General features: G+C 49.2%; 18 protein-coding genes and 1 pseudogene. 8 read left to right on the plus strand and 11 right to left on the minus strand.

Annotated features, from left to right (window positions below; genetic code table 11):
* Positions 1-52: 52 nt before the first annotated feature.
* The 4 genes from BFO_RS07260 to BFO_RS07275 all read right to left on the minus strand — a co-directional run bounded on the left by BFO_RS07260 (position 53) and on the right by BFO_RS07275 (position 4823).
* Positions 53-1246: a pyridoxal phosphate-dependent aminotransferase gene (locus tag BFO_RS07260; protein ID WP_014225009.1), complete on the minus strand. Its 1194-nt coding sequence runs from the start codon at positions 1244-1246 to the stop codon at positions 53-55.
* A 33-nt stretch (positions 1247-1279) separates the two neighbouring features.
* On the minus strand, positions 1280-2491 hold the full coding sequence (locus BFO_RS07265; RefSeq protein WP_014225010.1) for a bifunctional 3,4-dihydroxy-2-butanone-4-phosphate synthase/GTP cyclohydrolase II: 1212 nt from the start codon (positions 2489-2491) through the stop codon (positions 1280-1282).
* Positions 2469-4367, minus strand: coding sequence for an LptF/LptG family permease (locus BFO_RS07270; RefSeq protein WP_014225011.1), 1899 nt, complete (start codon positions 4365-4367; stop codon positions 2469-2471). The genes BFO_RS07265 and BFO_RS07270 overlap by 23 nt, the downstream gene beginning before the upstream one ends.
* 72 nt (positions 4368-4439) lie before the next feature.
* Positions 4440-4823: an START-like domain-containing protein gene (locus BFO_RS07275; protein ID WP_014225013.1), complete on the minus strand. Its 384-nt coding sequence runs from the start codon at positions 4821-4823 to the stop codon at positions 4440-4442.
* Between the two features lie 255 nt (positions 4824-5078).
* On the opposite strand from BFO_RS07275, the gene rimP reads away from it, so the two are divergent.
* The 8 genes from rimP (at position 5079) to BFO_RS07315 (ending at position 14703) form a co-directional block, all read left to right on the plus strand.
* Positions 5079-5546 carry a ribosome assembly cofactor RimP gene (rimP, locus tag BFO_RS07280; protein ID WP_041590764.1) on the plus strand — a complete coding sequence of 156 codons (468 nt, stop codon included), beginning with the start codon at positions 5079-5081 and terminating at the stop codon, positions 5544-5546.
* Between the two features lie 8 nt (positions 5547-5554).
* The gene (nusA, locus tag BFO_RS07285) at positions 5555-6940 is read left to right on the plus strand and encodes a transcription termination factor NusA (protein ID WP_041590765.1); all 1386 of its coding nucleotides are present in this window, start codon (positions 5555-5557) and stop codon (positions 6938-6940) included.
* 28 nt (positions 6941-6968) lie between these two features.
* Positions 6969-9926: a translation initiation factor IF-2 gene (infB, locus tag BFO_RS07290; RefSeq protein ID WP_014225016.1), complete on the plus strand. Its 2958-nt coding sequence runs from the start codon at positions 6969-6971 to the stop codon at positions 9924-9926.
* A 12-nt stretch (positions 9927-9938) separates the two neighbouring features.
* Complete coding sequence (locus tag BFO_RS07295) at positions 9939-10436, plus strand: CvpA family protein (protein ID WP_014225017.1); 498 nt, start codon at positions 9939-9941, stop codon at positions 10434-10436.
* A 1-nt stretch (position 10437) separates the two neighbouring features.
* Positions 10438-11895 carry a Fe-S cluster assembly protein SufB gene (gene sufB, locus BFO_RS07300; RefSeq protein WP_014225018.1) on the plus strand — a complete coding sequence of 486 codons (1458 nt, stop codon included), beginning with the start codon at positions 10438-10440 and terminating at the stop codon, positions 11893-11895.
* A gap of 104 nt (positions 11896-11999) precedes the next feature.
* Positions 12000-12746, plus strand: coding sequence for a Fe-S cluster assembly ATPase SufC (gene sufC, locus BFO_RS07305; protein WP_041591198.1), 747 nt, complete (start codon positions 12000-12002; stop codon positions 12744-12746).
* 42 nt (positions 12747-12788) lie between these two features.
* On the plus strand, positions 12789-14132 hold the full coding sequence (gene sufD, locus BFO_RS07310) for a Fe-S cluster assembly protein SufD (RefSeq protein ID WP_041590766.1): 1344 nt from the start codon (positions 12789-12791) through the stop codon (positions 14130-14132).
* Between the two features lie 97 nt (positions 14133-14229).
* Positions 14230-14703, plus strand: coding sequence for a hypothetical protein (locus BFO_RS07315; RefSeq protein WP_014225021.1), 474 nt, complete (start codon positions 14230-14232; stop codon positions 14701-14703).
* A 6-nt stretch (positions 14704-14709) separates the two neighbouring features.
* Here BFO_RS07315 and BFO_RS07320 read toward each other — a convergent pair whose 3' ends face one another.
* The 7 genes and pseudogenes from BFO_RS07320 to BFO_RS07350 all read right to left on the minus strand — a co-directional run bounded on the left by BFO_RS07320 (position 14710) and on the right by BFO_RS07350 (position 21356).
* Positions 14710-15729: an AI-2E family transporter gene (locus tag BFO_RS07320; protein WP_041590768.1), complete on the minus strand. Its 1020-nt coding sequence runs from the start codon at positions 15727-15729 to the stop codon at positions 14710-14712.
* 70 nt (positions 15730-15799) lie between these two features.
* Positions 15800-16561 (minus strand): annotated as a pseudogene (locus tag BFO_RS07325) (prephenate dehydrogenase); the annotation flags it as partial.
* Between the two features lie 12 nt (positions 16562-16573).
* Complete coding sequence (locus BFO_RS07330) at positions 16574-17644, minus strand: bifunctional 3-deoxy-7-phosphoheptulonate synthase/chorismate mutase type II (protein ID WP_014225024.1); 1071 nt, start codon at positions 17642-17644, stop codon at positions 16574-16576.
* Positions 17645-17678: 34 nt separating this feature from the next.
* Positions 17679-18887, minus strand: a complete 1209-nt coding sequence (locus BFO_RS07335; protein WP_041590769.1) for a pyridoxal phosphate-dependent aminotransferase — start codon at positions 18885-18887, stop codon at positions 17679-17681.
* A complete protein-coding gene (locus BFO_RS07340; protein WP_014225026.1) occupies positions 18862-19704 on the minus strand; it encodes a prephenate dehydratase in 843 nt (280 codons plus the stop codon). The genes BFO_RS07335 and BFO_RS07340 overlap by 26 nt, the downstream gene beginning before the upstream one ends.
* A gap of 291 nt (positions 19705-19995) precedes the next feature.
* A complete protein-coding gene (locus BFO_RS07345; RefSeq protein WP_041591200.1) occupies positions 19996-20751 on the minus strand; it encodes an SDR family NAD(P)-dependent oxidoreductase in 756 nt (251 codons plus the stop codon).
* Between the two features lie 170 nt (positions 20752-20921).
* The gene (locus tag BFO_RS07350) at positions 20922-21356 is read right to left on the minus strand and encodes an Hsp20/alpha crystallin family protein (RefSeq protein ID WP_014225029.1); all 435 of its coding nucleotides are present in this window, start codon (positions 21354-21356) and stop codon (positions 20922-20924) included.
* Positions 21357-21512 lie beyond the last annotated feature (156 nt).

Genomic DNA, 21512 nt, shown 5'->3' on the forward strand with positions numbered 1-21512 from the left:
CATTTCGTTCTGACGCAACATCGCTGTCCCTTGTTTTATATTCGGCTCCAACTTATTTCAGTTGCGCCAATGCTTCGGTGATGCGACGCATCGCTTCGGTCAGGTTCTCGTCCGAGGTAGCGTACGAGAGACGGATACATTCGGGTGCACCGAACGAGTCGCCGCCTACCGTAGCCACATGGGCTACTTCGAGCAGGTACATCGCCAGATCGGCCGCGTTCTTTACGGTTCGTTCGCCGGCGCTTTTGCCGAAGTAGCTGCTCACATCGGGGAAGATATAAAAGGCCCCTTCGGGTACGGAGAGCTGAACACCCGGAATTTCACGGCAGAGGCGGCAGATCAGATCGCGCCGGCGCATAAAGGCTTGTCGCATCTCCTCTACGCAACGCTGATCGCCGGCAAAGGCTTCTTTGGCGGCTTTCTGTGCGATGGAGCTGGCGCCCGACGTGTATTGTCCCTGCAATTTGTTCGTTGCCTTGGCAATCCACAGCGGCGCGGCAATGAATCCGATACGCCAGCCCGTCATGGCGTATGCTTTCGATACGCCGTTGATGATTACAACCCGCTCTTTTATCTCGGGGAACTGTGCAATGCTTGCATGTTTCCCTACATAGTTGATATGTTCGTAGATTTCGTCAGACAGTACGATGATGTTCGGATGTTTGACTAACACCCCGGCGAGCGACTGAAGTTCTTCGCGGCTGTACACACTGCCGGTCGGGTTCGACGGCGAACAAAGCATTAACGCCCGCGTGCGGGGCGTGATCGACGCTTCGAGCTGTGCCGCCGTGATTTTGAAATCCTGATCGATACCGGCCGGGATGATCACATTCGTGCCTTCGGCAAGTTTTACCATCTCCACGTAGCTCACCCAGTAGGGAGCGGGCACGATCACTTCATCGCCCGGATTGATGATACTTAGCAGCGTATTGCAGACCGACTGTTTGGCTCCGTTCGATACAATGATCTGATCGACCGTATAATCGAGACCGTTTTCGTTTTTCAGTTTGTCGACAATCGCTTTCCGTAAATCCATGTAACCGGGTACGGGTGAATAGAACGAAAAATTCTCGTCGATGGCTTTCTTGGCCGCCGCCTTGATATGATCGGGCGTAAAGAAGTCCGGTTCGCCCACGCTCAGGTTAATGATGTCTACGCCCTGCGCTTTCAGTTCGCTACTTTTTTGTGACATGGCCAGCGTTGCCGATGTTGAAAGGCTGGCCAAACGTGCTGATACCTGTTCCATATTATTTAGATGTTTTTCAATAGAGTGATTGTGTTATTTGATGTTTTGCAACTGGTGTCCCATGCGCTCTTTTTTGGTGCGCATGTAAAACTCGTTATGCTCGTTGGGCGGCACTTCGATCGGGATGTTCTCGACGACTTCCAGTCCGTAAGCTTCCAACCCGACGCGTTTGACGGGGTTGTTCGTCATCAGGCGCATCTTCGTCACGCCGATCTGACGCAGTATCTGTGCTCCCACACCATAGTCGCGCTCGTCGGCCTGATGGCAGAGCTTCAAGTTGGCTTCGACCGTGTCCATGCCCTCTTCCTGCAGCTTATATGCGTGAATCTTGTCCATCAGTCCGATACCGCGCCCTTCCTGATTAAGGTAGAGCACCACGCCTTTACCTTCCTGCTCGATGAGGCGCATAGCCTTGTGCAGTTGTTCGCCGCAATCGCATCGCATCGAACCGAAGATATCGCCTGTCATGCACGACGAGTGGACGCGGACGAGCACCGCCTCGTCTGCGTTCAGTTCGCCTTTGATCAGTACCACATGTTCCGCCCCGTTGCTTTTCTGGCGGAAAGGAATGATGCGGAAACGTCCGTGCTCGGTTGGCAGGTCGGCCTCGACCCCCTTCTCTACGAGCGATTCTGTTCTGAGGCGGTAGGCAATCAGGTCGCGTATGGTGATGATCTTGATGCCGAATTTTTTCGAGACTTCGATCAGTTGCGGCATGCGCGCCATCGTTCCGTCTTCGTTCAGGATTTCGATCAGCGCCCCGGCCGGATACAGCCCGGCCAGTCGTGCCATATCGACCGTGGCCTCGGTATGTCCTGCGCGGCGCAGTACGCCGCGCGAGCGGGCGCGCAACGGATTGATGTGTCCCGGTCGTCCCAGGTCGGACGGCTTCGTGGCCGGGTCGGCAAGCGCTAAAATCGTCTGCGCCCGGTCATAGATCGAGACGCCCGTCGTACATCCGCCTCCCAGCTTGTCTACGGTCACGGTAAACGGCGTCTCAAGCATGGAGGTATTATGAATCACCTGCATGTTCAGCTCCAATTCTTCGCACCGTTCTTCCGTAATCGGTGCACAGAGTACGCCCCGACCGTTCGTCAGCATAAAATTGACCTTTTCCGGAGTGATCTTTTCTGCGGCGATAATGAAATCTCCTTCGTTTTCGCGATCTTCGTCATCGACGACGATCAGAAATTTTCCCTCACGAAAATCTTCAATTGCTTCTTCAATCGTGTTCATTCGGTTCATATGTCTCGTTTTTTAGAATATTCAACAGTTCATTACTTACCTGGGTCATCGTTCGTATGTCGTGCAACAGCAGTTTGCGACGATAAGTGGCCAGCAGATATATTGGCAGGCCGATGGGAAAGAGCCAACCCAATATTTTCCCCACCGTCCGGCTTATCCGGAAATGAATAGGATAGTATCCGTTGAGAATCGGGTAATCCATCAGTTTGTTCAGCACCAGATGGCGATCGGAATTACTTCCTTCGGTTACCAGTTCTTCCAGCTGTACGGAGATCCGTTCGGCTTCCGGGTCTCTGCCTCCCTGCTCCCAGAAACGAAAATAAGGCATCCATTGTCCGGACGTTTTCAGGTAGGTTTCGCATTGTTCTTTCAAGCGCTCAATTTGTGCTCCCCATATTGCATTGTCGACATGAAACATGATGACTTCTTTCTTTTCGATCTTACGTGTTGCGCGTTTGCCGATCAGTTTTTTCAGCCCTTCGACATACGTGTCGGCATTGAGGATAACCGAGTCGTTCGAGGCTTTGTAAGTCAGGAAAATACCGAGCGGAAGCAGTACGGCCGAGCTTAGCCACATGCCTTGCCACGGTTGCCACATGCCGTTGCTGGCCATCTTCAGGCCGATGTTGTTGATGACATAGTAAAAGATAAACAGGAAGATGGAAATCACGACCGGCATGCCTAATCCGCCCTTGCGGATGATAGCACCTAACGGTGCACCGATAAAGAAGAAGATCAGGCAGGCGAACGAGAGTGTAAACTTCTGGTGCATCTCCGTGTGATGACGACGCATCTCTTTCTCGTCGCCGGATAATACGGCCGCTTTGAAGTCATAGTCTGACTTTGTCGTTTCGATCGCATTTTTGGCTTGTCTAAGCAACATGACTTGTCTGCCCGGCGGTAATTCCCGGCACAGACGGTCGAAGTCCGGAATTTCTTCCGTGTGCACGGTGTCTTCCTCTTTTGCTCCTTCCAACTCTTTCCGGTATGACTGCTGATAGATTGCTCTCGCATTCATTTGCTTGATACTGTCCAAGTGAGCTGTCATCGAATCGATGGAGGATTGCAGATCAGCCAGGTTTTTACCGATGTATCGGTCTTGCAGGATCGATTCGTCGGCACGATGAAAATCCGAATCGAATCGGATCAGCATCTCCCGCACCTTGAACGACTCCTTCATATAGGGTATTGCTTCACTGCTTCCAATGCCGTCTTTGTTGAAGTTCTTGAACATCTTGCCCTCGAACAGATAAAGCACCAGAAACTGCTTGTCGGCCGAAATCTTCATCCGTCCCGAATCGGCCACAATCACCTGGGCATTGTTAAAACCTTCGGAATAATCATAGATCATCAGGTGGTTCAGTCGCCCGTCTTTGTCTTTTCTCTTGACATAGAGGTTGTAACCTTCGATTTGATTGGAGAAGGTGCTTTCGGGGATTTGCAGTTCGGGCGATTTGGCCCTGATGGAGCCCAGGAGGGTCCACATTTTTACTTGTGAGAGAGGGATGATGTTGTTCTGGAAAAAGAAGGCGCCCACGGCAACGAACGATAGGAGTATGATAAACGGGCGCATGATGCGAGGCAAAGAAATTCCGGCTGACTTCATGGCCAACAGTTCAAGCTGTTCTCCTAAGTTCCCGAATGTCATCAGGGAAGCCAGCAAAATGGCCAAAGGCAATGCCATCGGTACAAGGGAAAGGGCTGCGTAGAAAAACATCTCGAGAAGAACACTGATCTCAAGACCTTTGCCTACCATCTCATCTACGTATTTCCAGAGAAACTGCATCAGGACAATAAACATGCAAATGCCGAAAGTCATCAAGAATATCGGCATGAATTTTTTTAACAAAAAGAGATACAATCGTTTAATCCCCATAATGTCCTTTCAAATCAACTGCAAAAGTAGTGTAAAAAGAGATAATATATCACCTCTTGATGTGAAACAACATTAAATTCCTAACGTCCGTTTGAGTACTTCCACCTGCGAATCCCACAGATCAATGGCATCCGTCTTTTCGTTCGGCTCTGCAAAATCGGTAATCTCAAGCGCCGTAGATCCGGTAAGCTCGATCGTATGGATGATAAATTCGAAGTAGGCATTCTCATCTTCCTCTTCAAGCCATCGATAGCGAACGCTGACTTCGGGTTTGATTTCGATGATTTCGGCTTGTTCCTGCATTTTTTTCCATGTGAATGTGTAGATGTTCCCTCTGATATCTACCGTATCGGCAAACCAGGAAGATAGTCCGAGGGCTGTTGTTAGATGGTTCCACAGGCTACGATTCGAAACTTTGTCGAAAATGTATTCGATATGAAATTTTTCCTTTTTCATCCTGTCTTTGTTACTGTTCGGTTTTTTTGTGCTGCGCAAGATACAAAAAGGATAAGACATTACAAAAAAGAAGCGATGAAAAAACGAGTCGATATTTTATTTTATTGATTATTAGTTTGTTTTAGTTGTTTTGAAAAGTAAAGCAATAAATTTGTGCTTTTTTTCTTGGTAAAAAGGCTGATTTATTGTATATTTGCACCCGGCTAAAGTAAAAAGGGGATGGGGGCGAGTAGTCCCCATCTTTCTATTATAGAGATGATTGAAGCGAAAATGGTGGCCGGTTTGGCCGAGGCGTATTTGGCAGATTCGGAGTGTTATCTGGTTGATGTAACCGTTGCTCCGGATAATCTTATCGTGGTGGAAATCGATCACGATCAGGCTGTCGGTATAGAGGATTGTGTGGCGCTAAGCCGTTATATTGAAGCGGGTCTGGACAGAGATGTTGAAGATTATGAGTTGGAAGTGACCTCGACTGGACTGACGTCACCTTTTAAGACACTTCGTCAGTATTTGAAAAATATAGGGAATGAGGTTGAGGTGTTGTTGAAGAGCGGTGAAAAGCTGTCCGGGTGCTTGAAGTCGGCTGATGACACAGGGTTTGTCGTTACGGTCGGCCGGCCGGTGAAACCGGAGGGCGCCAAACGCAAAGTAACGGTTTGTACGGATGAGAGCTACCTTTATGACGAGATAAAATATACGAAAAATATAATCAGATTCAAATAGGAAATTTTATGGCGAGAAGACAAGAAACAGTCAGTATGATTGATACGTTGCAGGAATTTAAGGAGTTGAAGAGCATAGATAAAGATACGATGATCAACGTGCTGGAAGAATCATTCCGCAATGTGATCGCCAAGATGTTCGGGACGGATGAAAACTACGATGTGATCATCAATCCGGAAAAAGGTGATTTTGAAATCTGGCGAAACCGGATGGTCGTGGAAGACGGTCATGTGGAAGACCCGAATCTGGAAGTTGCATTAAGTGAAGCGCAAAAGATCGATGCCGACTGTGAAGTGGGCGAAGAAGTGACGGACGAAGTACATTTTGCGGACTTCGGACGTCGTGCTATTTTGAATTTACGCCAGACGCTTTCTTCGAAAATCTTGGAGTTGCAAAAAGATAATTTGTACGCCAAATATAGAGATTTGATCGGCTCGATCGTAACGGCCGATGTTTATCAGGTCTGGAAAAAAGAAGTTTTGCTGTTGGATGACGAAGGGAATGAATTGTTGTTGGCTAAGGCAGAGCAGATTCCAAGCGATTTTTATCGCAAGGGAGAATCGGTGCGCGCCATTGTGCAGCGGGTAGAGAATGATAATAACAATACGAAGATTTATCTCTCACGAACGGATAAAGTCTTCTTACAACGTCTCTTTGAGCTTGAAGTGCCTGAAATCAACGATGGTCTTATCACCATCAAAGCCATTGCACGTATTCCGGGCGAGCGGGCCAAAATTGCCGTTGAATCGTATGACGAACGGATAGACCCTGTCGGAGCGTGCGTCGGGATGAAAGGATCGCGCATCCGCGGAATCGTGCGGGAACTTCGAAACGAGAATATCGATGTGATCAACTATACGAGTAACACGTCGTTGTTTATTCAGCGCGCTTTGAGCCCGGCCAAGATATCGTCGATCCGTGTGGATGAGGAAGAGCATAAGGCGGAAGTTTTTTTGCGTCCCGAAGAAGTTTCCCTCGCCATCGGTAAAAACGGATTGAATATCAAGTTAGCCAGTATGTTGACGGACTATACGATCGACGTGTTCCGCGATATCGATGCCGCTGACGAAGAAGATATTTATCTGGACGAATTTGCTGATGAGGTCGATATGTGGGTGATTGATACGCTGAAGAATATCGGTTGTAATACGGCTAAGGCCGTACTCGCACTGTCGCGTGAAGAGATTATGGAACGTGCCGATTTGGAAGAGCAAACGGTCGATGAAGTATTGAGTATTCTGTCAGCCGAATTTGAAGACGAAGAAGAGGAACCGTTCGAGCCGGATTTTGAGCCTTTCGAAGAGGAGGAGCCGTATGCTCCGGAAGACGTACCGGAGTTCCTGCCGAAGGAGCAGGACACGGAAAGTGAAGAAGAACAAGAAGAGAAGGAATAACATACGAGATCCATACAAGAAGAAATATATGCCTGTTAAATTAAACAAAGTACTCAAAGACTTGAATGTCGGTCTTCAGACGGTGGTCGATTTCCTGCACGGAAAAGGATGTGAAATTGATAACAATCCCAATGTTCGGATTCAGGATGATCAGTATGCATTGCTGGTTAAAGAATTCGGAAAGAACCTGTCGGAGGCCGAACGTCGCCGTCTGCTTGAAAAAACGGCTCCGAAAGCGTCGGTAAAGGAAGCTCTCCCAAAGGGTAAAGAAAAGGAAGAAAAACCGAAAAAAACGCCGGAGGTGATTAAAACGGAGGTTCCTGACGAGATCAAACCTAAGTTTGTTACGAAGGGTAAGATTGACCTTGCGGGTGTCGGTAAACCGAAGAAAGAGGGTACGAAGCGGACAAAAAAAGAGGCGAAAAAGGAAAAAAACGTGTCTTTTGCTACTCCTGCAGAAGAAGTAGAAGAGGCGAACAAGATCGAAAAAGTACAGCAACCGGAATCGACACAAGCTCCGGAGTCGAAAGTCATACCACCGCCCGCACCGCCTGTCGAAGCGCAAGAGGTGCAGACGTCGGAACGTCCTGTCGCAGGAGGATCTGTGGCAAACAAAAAGGAAGAGCCGGCAGGAATGACTGAAGCTGAAGAGAAAACGGTCGAAACGTTGTCGGAGCAATCACCGGAAAGCAAGTCGGTTCCGAGGCCGGAGGAGGAAATCTTCCGCTTGGGACAGCCGAAATTGGAGTCGGCGATTAAAGTAACGGGCAAAATAGATTTGTCGTCCATCAACCAGTCGATGCGTCCTAAGAAAAAGAGCAAAGAAGAGCGTAGAAAAGAGCGCGAAGAGAAACGCAAACAGCAGACGCCGGCGGACCATAAGCAGAAATCCGGAGCCGGCAATGTAAGTTCGACAGCCCCTGTGGCATCGACCGGTGAGGGCGGAAAAAAGAAGCGTAAACGGATCAAGAAAGATAAGATCGATATCAATGCGACGGTGGGTACGAACAGTCGTCGCGATGATCGCGGGCGCAGTCATGATCACGGAGGAAAACGTTTGAAGAAGCCGGTTCGTACCGAGATCAGTGAGGAAGACGTACAGAAGCAGGTGAAGGAAACGCTGGCCCGCCTCACAAGCAAAGGCGGAAAGAGCAAAGGGGCCAAATATCGTCGTGAGAAACGCGATGCCGTAGCACACCGTGAACAGGAATTGCAGCTTGAGGAAGCCAAGGAGAGCCGTGTTTTAAAACTGACCGAGTTTGTGACGGCTAATGATCTGGCAAACATGATGGATATCTCTGTCGCGGAAGTGATCTCCACTTGTATGAGCATTGGCATGATGGTGTCGATTAATCAGCGTCTCGACGCCGAGACGATTAACATCGTGGCAGAGGAGTTCGGTTTCAAGACGGAATATGTAAGTGCCGAAGTGTCCGAAGCGATTAAAGAAGAGGAAGATAATCCGGAAGATTGGGGGGCACGTCCGCCGATTGTGACAGTGATGGGGCACGTGGATCACGGAAAAACATCTTTGCTTGACAATATCCGGAATGCCAATGTGATTGCCGGTGAAGCAGGCGGAATTACACAGCATATCGGTGCATACAATGTGACGTTGTCCGATGGCCGACATATCACATTCTTAGATACTCCCGGTCACGAAGCCTTTACGGCCATGCGTGCTCGCGGTGCCAAGGTGACGGATATTGCGATCATCATTGTGGCGGCAGACGATAGCGTCATGCCACAGACGGTCGAGGCGATCCATCACGCTTCTGCGGCAGGAGTGCCGATCGTTTTTGCCATTAACAAGATTGATAAGCCCGGAGCAAATCCGGACAAAATCAAAGAAGAACTTTCACAGATGAATTATCTGGTGGAAGACTGGGGCGGGAAGTATCAAAGTCAGGAAATCTCGGCCAAAAAGGGGATAGGTGTACCGGAATTGCTTGAAAAAGTATTGCTCGAAGCCGACTTGCTCGAACTGAAAGCCAACCCAAAGAAGCGTGCAACGGCTTCCGTCATCGAATCGTCGCTTGATAAGGGACGTGGTTATATGGCGACGGTGTTAGTGAGCAACGGAACGTTACGGCAGGGGGATGTCATATTGGCCGGTACGCACTACGGGCGTCTTAAGGCGATGTTTAACGAACGCAATCAGCGTGTCGAAAGCGCAGGGCCGTCGGAGCCGGTGTTGATTCTCGGATTGGACGGTGCGCCTCAGGCCGGCGATACCCTGAATGTTCTTGAAACGGAACAGGAAGCACGTGAGATTGCCGGTCGTCGCGAACAATTGCAGCGCGAGTTGGGGCTGCGTACGCAGAAACGTTTCGGGCTCGAAGAGTTGGGACGCCGTCGCGCACTTGGCGACTTCCATGAGCTCAACCTCATTGTCAAGGGCGATGTGGACGGTTCGGTCGAAGCCTTGTCCGACTCTTTGATCAATCTTTCGACGGAAGAAATTCGGGTCAATGTGATTCATAAAGCCGTTGGTCAGATTTCGGAATCGGATGTGGAATTGTCGGTTTCGTCAGATGCCATCATCATCGGTTTCCAGGTGCGTCCGGCGGCATCGGCACGTAAACTGGCCGACAAAGAAGGCGTGGAGATTCGTTTGTACTCGATTATCTACGATGCGATCGAAGAAGTGAAATCTGCGATGGAAGGTATGCTTTCGCCGGAGATCAAGGAAGAAATCTGTGGGAATGTGGAAGTACAGCAGGTCTTCAATATCTCAAAGGTGGGTACGGTGGCCGGCTGTATCGTGAAAGAAGGCAAGATCAAACGTACGAACAAAGTACGTGTCATTCGTGACGGTATTGTGATTCATACGGGCGAACTTAGCTCGCTGAAACGTTTCAAAGACGAGGTGAAGGAGGTCGTGACCGGACAGGAATGCGGTATTTTTGTCAATAATTACAACGATGTTCAGGTGGGCGATATGATTGAACCGTTCGATGAGATTGAGATAAAGAAAACATTATAGTGTTTTTGGCGGATGAACTGGAACTGGTTGGATATTGTCATTATCTGCCTTGTCGGAACCGGTTTTTTGAAAGGGTGGATTGACGGATTTATCCGTCAGATGGTAGCATTATTTGCGTTGCTTGCTGCGATCTACTTGTGTGCAAAGGTCGCCGTGTTCATCCGCGAATATATTTTACAGACCTGGTTCCCGGAAAATACGGTGGCTGTCGTTAGCTATGTGATCGCATTCGTGTGCATTCTTATGGTGGTTACACTGGTCGGAGGCTGGGTACATAAGGTCATGGATGCGACGCCCCTGAGCTTGGTCAATCATTTGGCTGGCGCTGTCTTTGGGGCTGTTGTCGCTTTGTTTATCGCTAGTCTGACACTGAATCTGTTGGAAGGCATAGATCGTCGTTCCGTGATTCTCACACCACAAACGAAGGTAGAATCCCGTTTATATGATTATGTAAAAGAAGTTGTGCCGGCAATCTGTCCGGCCGATTTATTTGTAAGGAGGAAAAATTAACATGGATACAACAAAAAAAAATACAGCCCCGATCTTAGATGAAATAACCGGTAGCGAATATAAATACGGTTTTACGACAGAGATCGAGACCGATATGTTGCATCGCGGATTAAACGAGGAAGTGGTGCGCATGATTTCCGCCAAAAAAGAAGAGCCGGAATGGCTGCTTGATTTCCGCCTCAAGGCGTTGCATCACTGGCAGACGCTGGAGATGCCTGCATGGGCACATCTGAAGATTCCGCCGATCGACTATCAGGATATTATTTATTATGCAGCGCCGAAGGCCAAAGTAGGGCCGAAGAGCCTCGATGAGGTTGATCCTGAGCTGTTAAAGACGTTCGACAAACTCGGCATCCCCCTTCATGAGCAGAAGGTCCTGAGTGGGATGGCGGTCGATGCCGTGATGGACAGCGTCTCGGTGAAAACGACGTTTAAAGAAACGTTGGCTGAGAAAGGCATCATCTTCTGTTCATTCAGCGAAGCGGTAAAGCATCATCCGGATTTGGTCAAGCAATATATGGGAAGTGTCGTGGGTTATCGCGACAACTTCTTTGCGGCACTGAACTCCGCCGTCTTTTCCGACGGATCGTTCGTGTATATCCCCAAAGGCGTGCGCTGCCCGATGGAGTTGAGCACGTATTTTCGAATCAATGCCGCTAACACGGGGCAGTTTGAACGAACCCTGATCGTAGCCGATGACGAGTCGTATGTCAGTTACCTTGAAGGATGTACCGCACCGATGCGTGACGAGAACCAGCTGCATGCAGCCATTGTGGAGATCGTTGCTCACAGACGTGCCGAAGTAAAATATTCGACGGTGCAGAACTGGTATCCGGGCGATAAGAACGGCAACGGTGGGATTTATAATTTCGTGACTAAGCGGGGCATCTGCAAAGGTGAAGGCAGTAAAATCTCGTGGACGCAGGTAGAAACGGGTTCGGCCATTACGTGGAAATATCCGTCGTGTATTCTGGCCGGCGATTACTCGGTGGGAGAGTTTTATTCCGTTGCGGTGACGAATAATCACCAACAGGCCGACACGGGTACGAAGATGATCCACTTGGGGCGAAACACCCGCAGCACGATCGTATCGAAAGGCATCTCGGCCGGTCACAGTCAGAACAGTTACCGGGGTATGGTGAAAGTCGCCGCTCGTGCCGAGGGAGCACGTAATCACAGTCAGTGCGACAGCTTGTTACTCAGCTCTACCTGTGGCGCGCATACGTATCCTTATGTCGATATCCAAAATGAAACGGCTGTTGTAGAGCATGAAGCAACGACTTCGAAAGTCAATGAAGAACAGCTGTTCTATTGTAACCAGCGTGGTATCGATACCGAGAAAGCCGTAAGCTTAATTGTCGGCGGATATGCTCGTGAGGTGATGAACAAGCTGCCGATGGAGTTTGCGGTAGAAGCGCAAAAGTTGTTGGCGATCTCGTTGGAAGGAAGTGTGGGATGATACGTATATCTTCCGTTCCGTTTTTCGGAACGGGACGGGGAAAGTTTGTTATATTATTATTAGACATGTTATTCTGGGATTAAGATTGAATTATGGGAGAAATCTTGTTAGAGATAAAAGATTTACATGCAGAGGTTGACGGTAAAGAGATTCTCAGGGGACTTAACCTGACCGTCAGGAAAGGTGAAATACATGCGATTATGGGGCCGAACGGTTCCGGTAAAAGCACGCTCAGCAGTGTGCTCGTCGGTAATCCGGTGTTTACGGTGACAAAAGGAACGGTGAGGTATAAGGGCAAAGACCTGTTGGAGCTCTCGCCCGAAGAGCGGAGCTGCGAGGGGATATTCCTCAGCTTCCAGTATCCGGTAGAGATTCCGGGGGTCAGCATGGTCAATTTCATGCGGGCTGCGGTCAATGCACAGCGTGAATATCGAAATGAAGAGCCGGTTTCGGCCTCGGATTTTCTGAAGATGATGCGTGAGAAACGCGAGATTGTGGAGCTCAATAATAAGTTGATGAGCCGTAGTGTCAATGAAGGCTTTTCCGGGGGAGAGAAGAAACGCAACGAGATTTTTCAGATGGCCATGCTCAATCCGACATTGGCTATTCTGGACGAGACGGATAGCGGCCTCGATATCGATGCATTGCGCGTTGTGGCTAACGGGGTAAACAAACTCAAATCGCCCGATAATGCGTCGATAATCATTACTCACTATCAGCGTCTGCTCGATTATATCAAGCCCGATGTCGTGCATGTCCTCTACGAAGGACGTATGGTGAAAACTGCCGGTGCCGAACTGGCTCTTGATTTGGAGAAGAAAGGCTACGATTGGTTGAAAACGAACGATTAACGGCGAAAGATGAATAGTTTGCATATATCGGACAAGGATGCGATGCATCCGGAAAAACAATACATGGATTTTTTTACGCAGCACGAAGATGTGCTCCACCGCTATGCGCCGGCGTTTATGAACGCCTTGCGGACACAGGCTTTGGCCGATTTCGAGCGGACAGGCTTCCCCTCCCCCCTGCATGAAGACTATCGTTATACCGATGTTGCCAAGGCGTTTGCGCCTGACTATGGGTTGAACTTGACCCGTCTGCATGTGCCGACCAACCCTTCGGACGTGTTCCGCTGTGATGTGCCGAACATGAGCACCTCGCTCTACTTCGTAGTGAATGATTCGCTTTATACCGATACGTTACCGAAGACTTCCTTGTCCGAAGAGGTATATGCGGGAGGGATGCACGCGTTTGCCGAGCTTCACCCCGAGATCGCATCACGCTACTACGGCAAGGCTGCCGATACTTCGGCCGATGCTGTCAGCGCCCTCAATACGATGCTGGCACAAGACGGGTTTGTGCTTTATGTACCTCGGGGCGTCCACGTCGAACGCCCCGTACAGTTGATTAATATCTTCCGTAGTACGGTCGACCTGATGGCGAACCGTCGCGTGCTGATCATTATAGAGCCGCATGCATCGGCCAGATTGCTCGTCTGTGACCATAGCATGGATGATGTTAAATTCCTTGCTACTCAAGTGGTTGAAATCTTTGCTGAAGAAGGGGCATTCTTCGATTACTATGACTTGGAAGAAAGCTCGGCTTCGACTACGCGTTTTTCGTCGCTCTATGTCGAACAGGCTGCTTCGTCTAATGTCTTGGTTAACGGTATCACGCTGAATAACGGACTGACCCGTAATAATTACCGGATTCGTCTGAACGGCGAAGGAGCGGAAGCGACGCTTTGCGGAATGGCCATTGAAGATCGTGATCAACAGGTGGATACGTACACCCATATCACGCATGTTGTACCGCATTGCACCAGCAACGAGTTGTTTAAGAACGTCCTTGACGAGCGCGCAGTAGGTGTTTTCAGCGGGCGGATATTTGTGAATGAAGGCGCGCAGAAAACAGAGGCTTACCAGACGAACCGTAACATGTGTCTCACCTCCGATGCCCGTATGTACAGCAAGCCGCAGCTCGAGATTTATGCCGACGATGTGAAATGTTCGCATGGCATGACGACCGGTCAACTTGATGAACAGGCGCTCTTCTACATGCAAAGCCGTGGTCTTCCTTACGAAGAGGCGCGGATGATGCTCAGCGTCGCTTTTATGTCGGATGTGATCGATCATGTGCGTCTCGACGCCTTAAAAGACCGTCTGCACCTGCTTGTCGAAAAACGCTTCCGCGGCGAACTGGCCCGATGTGCCGGATGCAGATACGGAAACTGAAGCATTTATATTCTTTACTATTTTTACTTCTTCCCCCTTTGTCCGGATAATGACGTTCTGTATAGGGGGGGGGAGGATTACAAAACACAACGAACAGATGAAAACATTTTTTAAAACTACCTTTTTGCTTCTGCTCACTCTGGTATTGTTGATCCGTTGCGGAGGAAGCGAGCCGAAGCATTTTTCTTATACTTATGTGCTGGAGAGCACCCGAACGTACCGGCTGTCACTATCGATAGACAGCGAGAGGCATTACGTTGTAGAGAAGCAGAACATCCGTTTTGAACAGTACGAGCCTTACCATGCGGAAGGGACACTGACCGACGGGGAATATGCGCGATTTAAATCGTTACTGGCTAAAAGTAAACTTTTTGATATGAATGACTCATACGGATTCGAGAAAGAGCCGGATCAGCCTGTTGCCGATATGATTTACCAAATTGCCTGTCAGGCGGACGGACGCGAAAAATTTATTTCGATCCGTCATACCGAAACGATGACCTTTTCCCGTCATTTTACGGAGCTGCTGAAATATACGAATGAGTTTATCAGCAACCAAGTAAAAGAATAGCGGCTATTACATATTGCCTTTGTCCAGATACTCGGTTTTAAACATTTTGACAAGCAGGAAAAAGATAGAGAGCAGCAACGGGCCGAAAATGATTCCCCAGAATCCGAAAACCGACAGGCCGAAAATCACTCCGAAAACCGTGATGAGGGGGTGTGTATCGGCCAGTTTTTTCTGAAGGATAAAACGGATGACATTGTCGATGTTCGTGAGGATGATGGCGCAGAAAGCTCCCAGTCCGATAGCGTTCGTCCAGTCGCCGACCATCATCAGATATACCACGATCGGCACCCATACGATGCCGGTGCCGACGATAGGAATGATGGTTGAAAAGCATGTCAGAAAACCGAAAAGTAAAGCACTCGGCACACCGAATATCAGATATCCGATATAGGCGATGAGACCTTGTATGATAGCGAGTAGAGGAATGCCGATAGCATTCGACCGCACCATAACATATACTTCGCTGGTAATATTCTTCCTGTTTTCAGGGCTAAATGGCAGCAGTTCGTAAAAATACTGTTCGATCGTCCGGAAATTAAGCAGGATAAAATACAAGAGGAAGATCAGTACGACAACCGTCACAACCATACTGCTCATCTGGCTGATAAGGTATTGAATAACGGTGCTGATATAGCCCGTGGCTGTTGTCAGGTTTTCGGACGAGAACAAATCGTAGCCGAATCGTTGCCGGAGTTGAATCTCGAGGTTTTCAATCATCTTTTGCAGGGATGAAATATCCATGTCGATGTTTTGTACCTTTCCCAACAGTGCCCGGATCATAAAATAAAGCGGAACCGTAATGACAGCTGCCACTTCGAACAGAATAAGGATCGTGGCCAGCACATGATTCATCTTTTTCTTTTCCGTCAGGTAAATCATTTGCCGGCGCACCATCACAAAGATGGTAAAAGCTCCCAACAGTCCGTTTACAAACATCCACAGTTCCTTAATAATTACCCATCCCAATAACAGGATCAGGATACCAAGCGAATATTTCCAATATTTTTCTTTTCCTGTCGAAGCCATCTTTTTTTATAATGTTAAGCCGCATAAAGATAGAAAGTTTTTCCGGTTGCAGACTTTCTCTAGTCGATTTTTTGCGGAGACGCGCCAAATAGCCTCGCATCGCTTCCGTATCGCGTTCGGCAATGATTTTCTGTAATTCGTCCAGTTCGCGCTGAATACGGTCGATCTGTCCGGGTGTTCGCGGGTTAAACAGGATTTCAGTCAGCAGATAATCATCTTCGGACAGCACGCCTCGAGCAATCTTCATGTGGCGTCTGAAAGTCGTTCCCGGCGCATCCTGATGTACCATCGTTGCGACAAAAACAAACGTCGAAGCAAAAGGAATCCCCAACGAGTAAGCAACGACTTTATCATGTTCCTCAAACGTGTATTCAAAGATATTCAGTTTCAGTTTCTCATATAAGTCTTTGAAGAAAATTTTGCCAAGATGGTCGCCTTCGGAGATGATGATGGCATTCTCCTGCATCAGGTTACCAAGGTTCGCAAAGGTCGGCCCGAACATCGGGTGGGTAGAGACGTACGGAAAACCGCAGTCTTTGTAGAACTCCAGCAGGTTGGTTTTCACCGATGCGATGTCGGAGATGATACAATAGGGTCGGAGATGCGGCAATACGCTTCTGAATGCGTCGAGCGTGTGGGTCAGGGTGACGCAGTTGATGACCATCTCGGGGGCAAACGCGTCGATCTCGTCGACCGATTGCATACGCAGGGCATTGTAGATAAAACGCATCCGCTTCGGGTCTTGTTCGAGTACGGCCACCTCATGGTCGAAACTCAGCAGGTCGGTAAAGAAAGACCCCATCTTTCCCGCGCCTAAGATCAATATTTTCATTGTCTGTTCAGTCTATTCGTTCATGACAATCATTTGCTGACGTACCGATTCCTCATGAATTTCTTTCAGGACAGCCTGCACGAAATCAGGATTCAGATCCATTGCTACCCCGGCCTTGGTGCGATTCTCCAGAATCTCTCCGTAGCGCGGTGTTTGCAGTATCGGCATACGATGTTCTTTCTTATATACTCCAATCTCCCGGGAGATACGCATCCGTTTGGCCAACAGTTCGAGCAGATTCTCGTCGATCCCGTCGATTTGTCGGCGCAGTTCGTACAGGTTTTCGGTCGTTTGGTTTGACTCGCGGATGACGAGCAGGTTCAGCACATAATCCAGCACTTCGGGGGTAATCTGTTGTGCCGCATCGCTCCATGCATGGTCCGGGTTGCAGTGCGTTTCGATGATCAGTCCGTCGAAGTTCAGGTCCATCGCCTGCTGACAGAGCGATGCAATCAGTTCGCGTTTACCGCCGATATGGCTGGGGTCGCAAATGATGGGCAGGTTTGGCATACGGCGACGCAACTCGATAGCAATATGCCAGAGCGGGAGGTTACGATACATCTTCTTGTCGAACGAACTGAACCCGCGATGTACCGCTCCGATACGGTGGATACCTGCTCCGTAAAGGCGTTCGATGGCGCCGATCCAGAGCTCCAGATCGGGATTGACCGGGTTTTTAACCAGCACGGGGATGTCAACGCCTCGCAGCGCATCGGCCACATCCTGCATGGCAAACGGATTGACTGCCGTCCGTGCGCCGACCCATAAAACATCGACTCCAGCCTTTAAGGCTTCAAAAACATGGTCTCTCGTGGCCACCTCGGTAGCCACATACATGCCTGTCTCCTCCTTTACTCTCTTCAACCATGGCAGTCCAATGGTACCCACTCCTTCAAAGCCTCCCGGTTTGGTGCGGGGTTTCCAGATGCCTGCGCGAAAGATGCGAATACCGATCGCAGCTAATCCTTTAGCCGTAGTCAAGACCTGTTCTTCGGTCTCGGCGCTGCACGGCCCGGAAATCACGAGCGGACGCTTGTCTTCGATCCCCGGTAATAAAATAGATTGTAAATTTAATTCTTCCATATAGTTTATTTTTTTTGTTTATCTGTGTGTTATGTTATTGTTTCCATCTGTTGTTGATTCGTTCCAGCGCCTCAGTCAGCTGTTCCTCTTTACAGCAGAGCGAGAGCCGGACATAGCGTTTGCCTGCATTGCCGAAAATAAATCCGGGCGTGATAAATACGTTGGCTTCACGGAGCACACGATCCGCCAATGCTTCGCCGCTCATTTCCCTATCGGCTATCCGTCCCCAGAGGAACATACCAACCTGTTGCTCGTCGTATGTGCAATCCAGCGCCTGCATGATCTGTCCGGCCAGTTTGCGACGACCACGATAGATGCGGTTCATCTCAGCGTACCATGCCGGCGGTGCGTTCAACGCTTCGACTACGGCCGATTGCATCGGGCGGAACTGGCCTGAATCGACGTTGCTCTTCACTTTCAGAATCCATTGTACAAACTGCGCATTCGACATCAGCATGGCCATACGCCATCCGGGCATGTTGTGCGCTTTACTCATCGAGTTGAGCTCGATAGCGATTTCTTTGGCTCCTTTTACGCGCAGGATGCTGCGCGGATGATCGTTGAGGATGAAGCTATATGGATTATCATGGCAGATAACGATTCCGTGGCGACGGCCAAAAGCGATCAGCTGTTTGAACAGAGCCTCGTCTCCGTCGGCACCGGTCGGCATATTCGGGTAGTTTGTCCACATCAATTTAATGCGGGTGAGGCCGCTGGCTTGCCGCTCGGCCACGATCTGCTCCAGCGTGTCGAAGTCGGGCTGCCAGCCGTTCGACACTTGTAATTCGTAAGGGATCAGATCGGCTCCGACAAGCCGGCTCACCGAACGGTATGTCGGATAGCCGGGGTCAGGCACGAGCACACCGTCACCCGGATTGAGGAAAGCCATAGAGATATGCAGAATCCCTTCTTTCGAGCCGATAAGCGGCAGGATTTCCGTTTCCGGATCTGCCTCCACGTCGAACCATCGCCGATACCATCCGGCATAGCTGTGCCGCAGTTCGGGAATGCCTGTATAGGGCTGGTAACCGTGTACGTCCGGGCGGCATGCTTCGCGACAGAGCGTGGCGATCGCCCCGTCCGACGGTGGCAGGTCGGGGCTTCCCACGCCGAGGCTGATCACACGCATACCTGCGGCATTCATCGCGGCGACCTCTTTCAGTTTCTTTGAGAAATAATATTCCTGCACGCTGTCCACACGCGTGGCAGGCATAACATCATATACCTTGTTTTCCTTCTGCATATTCTCCTAAAATTTTCAAATCCTTCGTCAGCGGCATAATCGCATCCAGCGCCTGTTTGTAGCGTGGATAATCCGAGAACGTCAGATTGACGTAAAACAAATATTCCCATTCGCGCCCGATAATCGGCAACGACTGTATTTTCGACAGATTCATATCATAGAACGAGAGAATCGTCAGGACTTTCGAGAGGCTGCCGGCCGTATGTGGCAAAGAGAAAACGAGCGAAGCCTTGTTCTTCGTCACTCCTTCAAGGAGTTCGGAAGCCATCGGCGGGGTGGCCACGGCCAGAAAGCGCGTATAGTTGCGTTTGTTCGTCTCGATGCCTTCGGCCAGCACCTCCAGACCGTACATATCGGCTGCCCGACGCGCACAGATAGCGGCATGACCGTGCATTTTCTCCGCGGCGATCCGTCGTGCACTGCCCGCCGTGTCGTCCATCTCGACGAGCTTGACATGCGGAAGCGTCGCCAGAAAATCATCGCATTGCATCAGGGCGATCGGATGCGAATTGATTTCGGTAAGGTCGGACATGTTCGTCCCCGGAAGTGCGGCCAGTGAGTGCATAATACGTAATTTATACTCTCCCGTCACCACGCACCCGCTCTGTCGAATCAGATCGTGATTCTGCAACAAACTTCCGGCAATCGTGTTCTCGATCGCCATGATTCCGACCGTCCGTTCATCGGACGTGACTTTTCGCACAAGCTTCTTAAAGGTCTCGCACGGTACTAACTCGATCGGCTCGTCTTCGAAATATCGATGTGCCGCTACATCATGATACGAACCGGCTATTCCCTGTATGGCAATTTTTCTCATTCTTTATGTTTATTTTTTTCTTCATGTTCGCAACATCAAAAAAAAATCCCGCCACTCACATGGCAGGACCTTTTTCTAAATGGCAATACCCTAAGGTACTTTTTTCGTTTCTTACACACATCAAGTCCTGCCTTTATCTCTACCAAGATAAAAGTAATAATACTTGTGAGTGTAAAATCGTTTCATTTTTTTGTTCACATAATCATATCATGTGCAAAGATACGGCGTCTTTTTTAACATGCAAGAAAAAAATGCTTTTTTTTTGCTCGGATATCAAAATAGAGAAGAGGCCTACGTATGTCTTTGATCGGTTGACGAACGGTTGCTGATTCTTAACCGTTCCCAGATGCGTTGCGGAACAAGTCGCCAGAAGAAGACCAAAAGACGGTAGCGCCAGTCGATGACGACGACGCGTTTACGCTTTTCCAGCGTATGGACGATATGTCGGGCCACAGCTTCCGGTCGCATGAGCATCGGGTATTTCTTTGGGTCGTCGAGTATGGCCGTATCTACAAATCCGGGTCTTATATCCGTGAAGATAATGTTATCCTTTTGTAAATGCGTTAACTGTGCCAAAGCGTCAATATAGGTGTTTTGAAAACGTTTGGAGGCCGAATAAGCCGGTGCGCTCCCCAATCCTTTCGTTCCCGCAATCGAGCTGATGACAGCGATATGCCCACCGCCGTTGTTGCGAAAATAACGATAGGCCGCTGTAACCATACGGATAAATCCGGAGACGTTCGTCGCCGCCGTCCATAACTCGATATCTTCTTGCAGGGTCATGTTCTGTCGCCCGACGCCCGAAGAGAGAAAGAACAAATCCATTCCGCTCATTGCTTCGATCAGCCGATGTAAACGCTCCGGTGCGTCGTCGCGTGTGATATCGAGTATCTGTATTGTCACCCGTTCCGGATTCAGCGCTTGCAAACGCGCCAGCTCGGCCTCGCGACGGCCGGCCACGCCAAGTGACCAACCGCGAGCGAGCAAGAGTTTTGCCACCTCCAGTCCCATGCCGGAAGTGGCGCCTATCACAATCGCTCGTTTCACTTTTGATAAATAATAAATCATTTCCATGAATCCGCCCTGTCGGGCTGCGATTCATTTCATGCGGCTAAGTTAGTGAACTTTCAGCATAACATAAAAAAGCCAATGTGCGATTTTGCGCACATTGACTTTTATTAACTAATATCATGCTCCGTTATTCGACGGGGTTGCAATCAACCGATTTCGATTGTCCGCTCTACCTTGTGAGTCTCTTCGTGCGAGAGTTTGGGCAGATCGATATTCAGCACACCATTTTCTACTTTTGCACAGATTTTGTCTTTGTCCACATCGTCCGGCAGAATCATCGCCTGCTGGAACTTCGAGTACGAAAATTCGCGACGCAGATAGCGTGCATCCTTATTCTCTTCACTCTTTTCGCTCTTTTTCTCCATCGAGATCACCAAATGGTTGTCTGCATCAATATTGATGTGAAAGTCTTCCTTCGTCATGCCCGGGGCTGCTACTTCGACCGTATAACGGTCTTTCATTTCCTTTACGTTGATGGCAGGTGCCGTTGCGTTCGTACGTCCCATCCACTCATGTTCAAAAAAGTCATTGAAAATGGACGGTAACCAATCGTTCTGATTTCGTCTAATCAAAGTTGTCATTATTCAATCCTCCTATAATTTAATGTTCTTTTTTTTTGAAGTCCGGCTCATCATTCTTACTTATGATTCCCGACCTTTTTGGAGATCGTTGTCACCGTATCTGCTGAATCGACTTCATCAGATAAGACACAAAACGCATACCATCGTATGCTTTGT

It is taken from the genome of Tannerella forsythia 92A2 (assembly GCF_000238215.1).
Classification (GTDB): Bacteria; Bacteroidota; Bacteroidia; order Bacteroidales; family Tannerellaceae; genus Tannerella; species Tannerella forsythia.

What these genes read in the sequence shown, in the direction of transcription:
- BFO_RS07260 (WP_014225009.1), bottom strand. Translation starts at nt 1,246, where the DNA reads ATGGAACAGGTATCAGCACGTTTGGCCAGCCTTTCAACATCGGCAACG.
- BFO_RS07265 (WP_014225010.1), bottom strand. Translation starts at nt 2,491, where the DNA reads ATGAACCGAATGAACACGATTGAAGAAGCAATTGAAGATTTTCGTGAG.
- BFO_RS07270 (WP_014225011.1), bottom strand. Translation starts at nt 4,367, where the DNA reads ATGGGGATTAAACGATTGTATCTCTTTTTGTTAAAAAAATTCATGCCG.
- BFO_RS07275 (WP_014225013.1), bottom strand. Translation starts at nt 4,823, where the DNA reads ATGAAAAAGGAAAAATTTCATATCGAATACATTTTCGACAAAGTTTCG.
- rimP (WP_041590764.1), top strand. Translation starts at nt 5,079, where the DNA reads ATGATTGAAGCGAAAATGGTGGCCGGTTTGGCCGAGGCGTATTTGGCA.
- nusA (WP_041590765.1), top strand. Translation starts at nt 5,555, where the DNA reads ATGGCGAGAAGACAAGAAACAGTCAGTATGATTGATACGTTGCAGGAA.
- infB (WP_014225016.1), top strand. Translation starts at nt 6,969, where the DNA reads ATGCCTGTTAAATTAAACAAAGTACTCAAAGACTTGAATGTCGGTCTT.
- BFO_RS07295 (WP_014225017.1), top strand. Translation starts at nt 9,939, where the DNA reads ATGAACTGGAACTGGTTGGATATTGTCATTATCTGCCTTGTCGGAACC.
- sufB (WP_014225018.1), top strand. Translation starts at nt 10,438, where the DNA reads ATGGATACAACAAAAAAAAATACAGCCCCGATCTTAGATGAAATAACC.
- sufD (WP_041590766.1), top strand. Translation starts at nt 12,789, where the DNA reads ATGCATCCGGAAAAACAATACATGGATTTTTTTACGCAGCACGAAGAT.
- BFO_RS07315 (WP_014225021.1), top strand. Translation starts at nt 14,230, where the DNA reads ATGAAAACATTTTTTAAAACTACCTTTTTGCTTCTGCTCACTCTGGTA.
- BFO_RS07320 (WP_041590768.1), bottom strand. Translation starts at nt 15,729, where the DNA reads ATGGCTTCGACAGGAAAAGAAAAATATTGGAAATATTCGCTTGGTATC.
- BFO_RS07330 (WP_014225024.1), bottom strand. Translation starts at nt 17,644, where the DNA reads ATGGAAGAATTAAATTTACAATCTATTTTATTACCGGGGATCGAAGAC.
- BFO_RS07335 (WP_041590769.1), bottom strand. Translation starts at nt 18,887, where the DNA reads ATGCAGAAGGAAAACAAGGTATATGATGTTATGCCTGCCACGCGTGTG.
- BFO_RS07340 (WP_014225026.1), bottom strand. Translation starts at nt 19,704, where the DNA reads ATGAGAAAAATTGCCATACAGGGAATAGCCGGTTCGTATCATGATGTA.
- BFO_RS07350 (WP_014225029.1), bottom strand. Translation starts at nt 21,356, where the DNA reads ATGACAACTTTGATTAGACGAAATCAGAACGATTGGTTACCGTCCATT.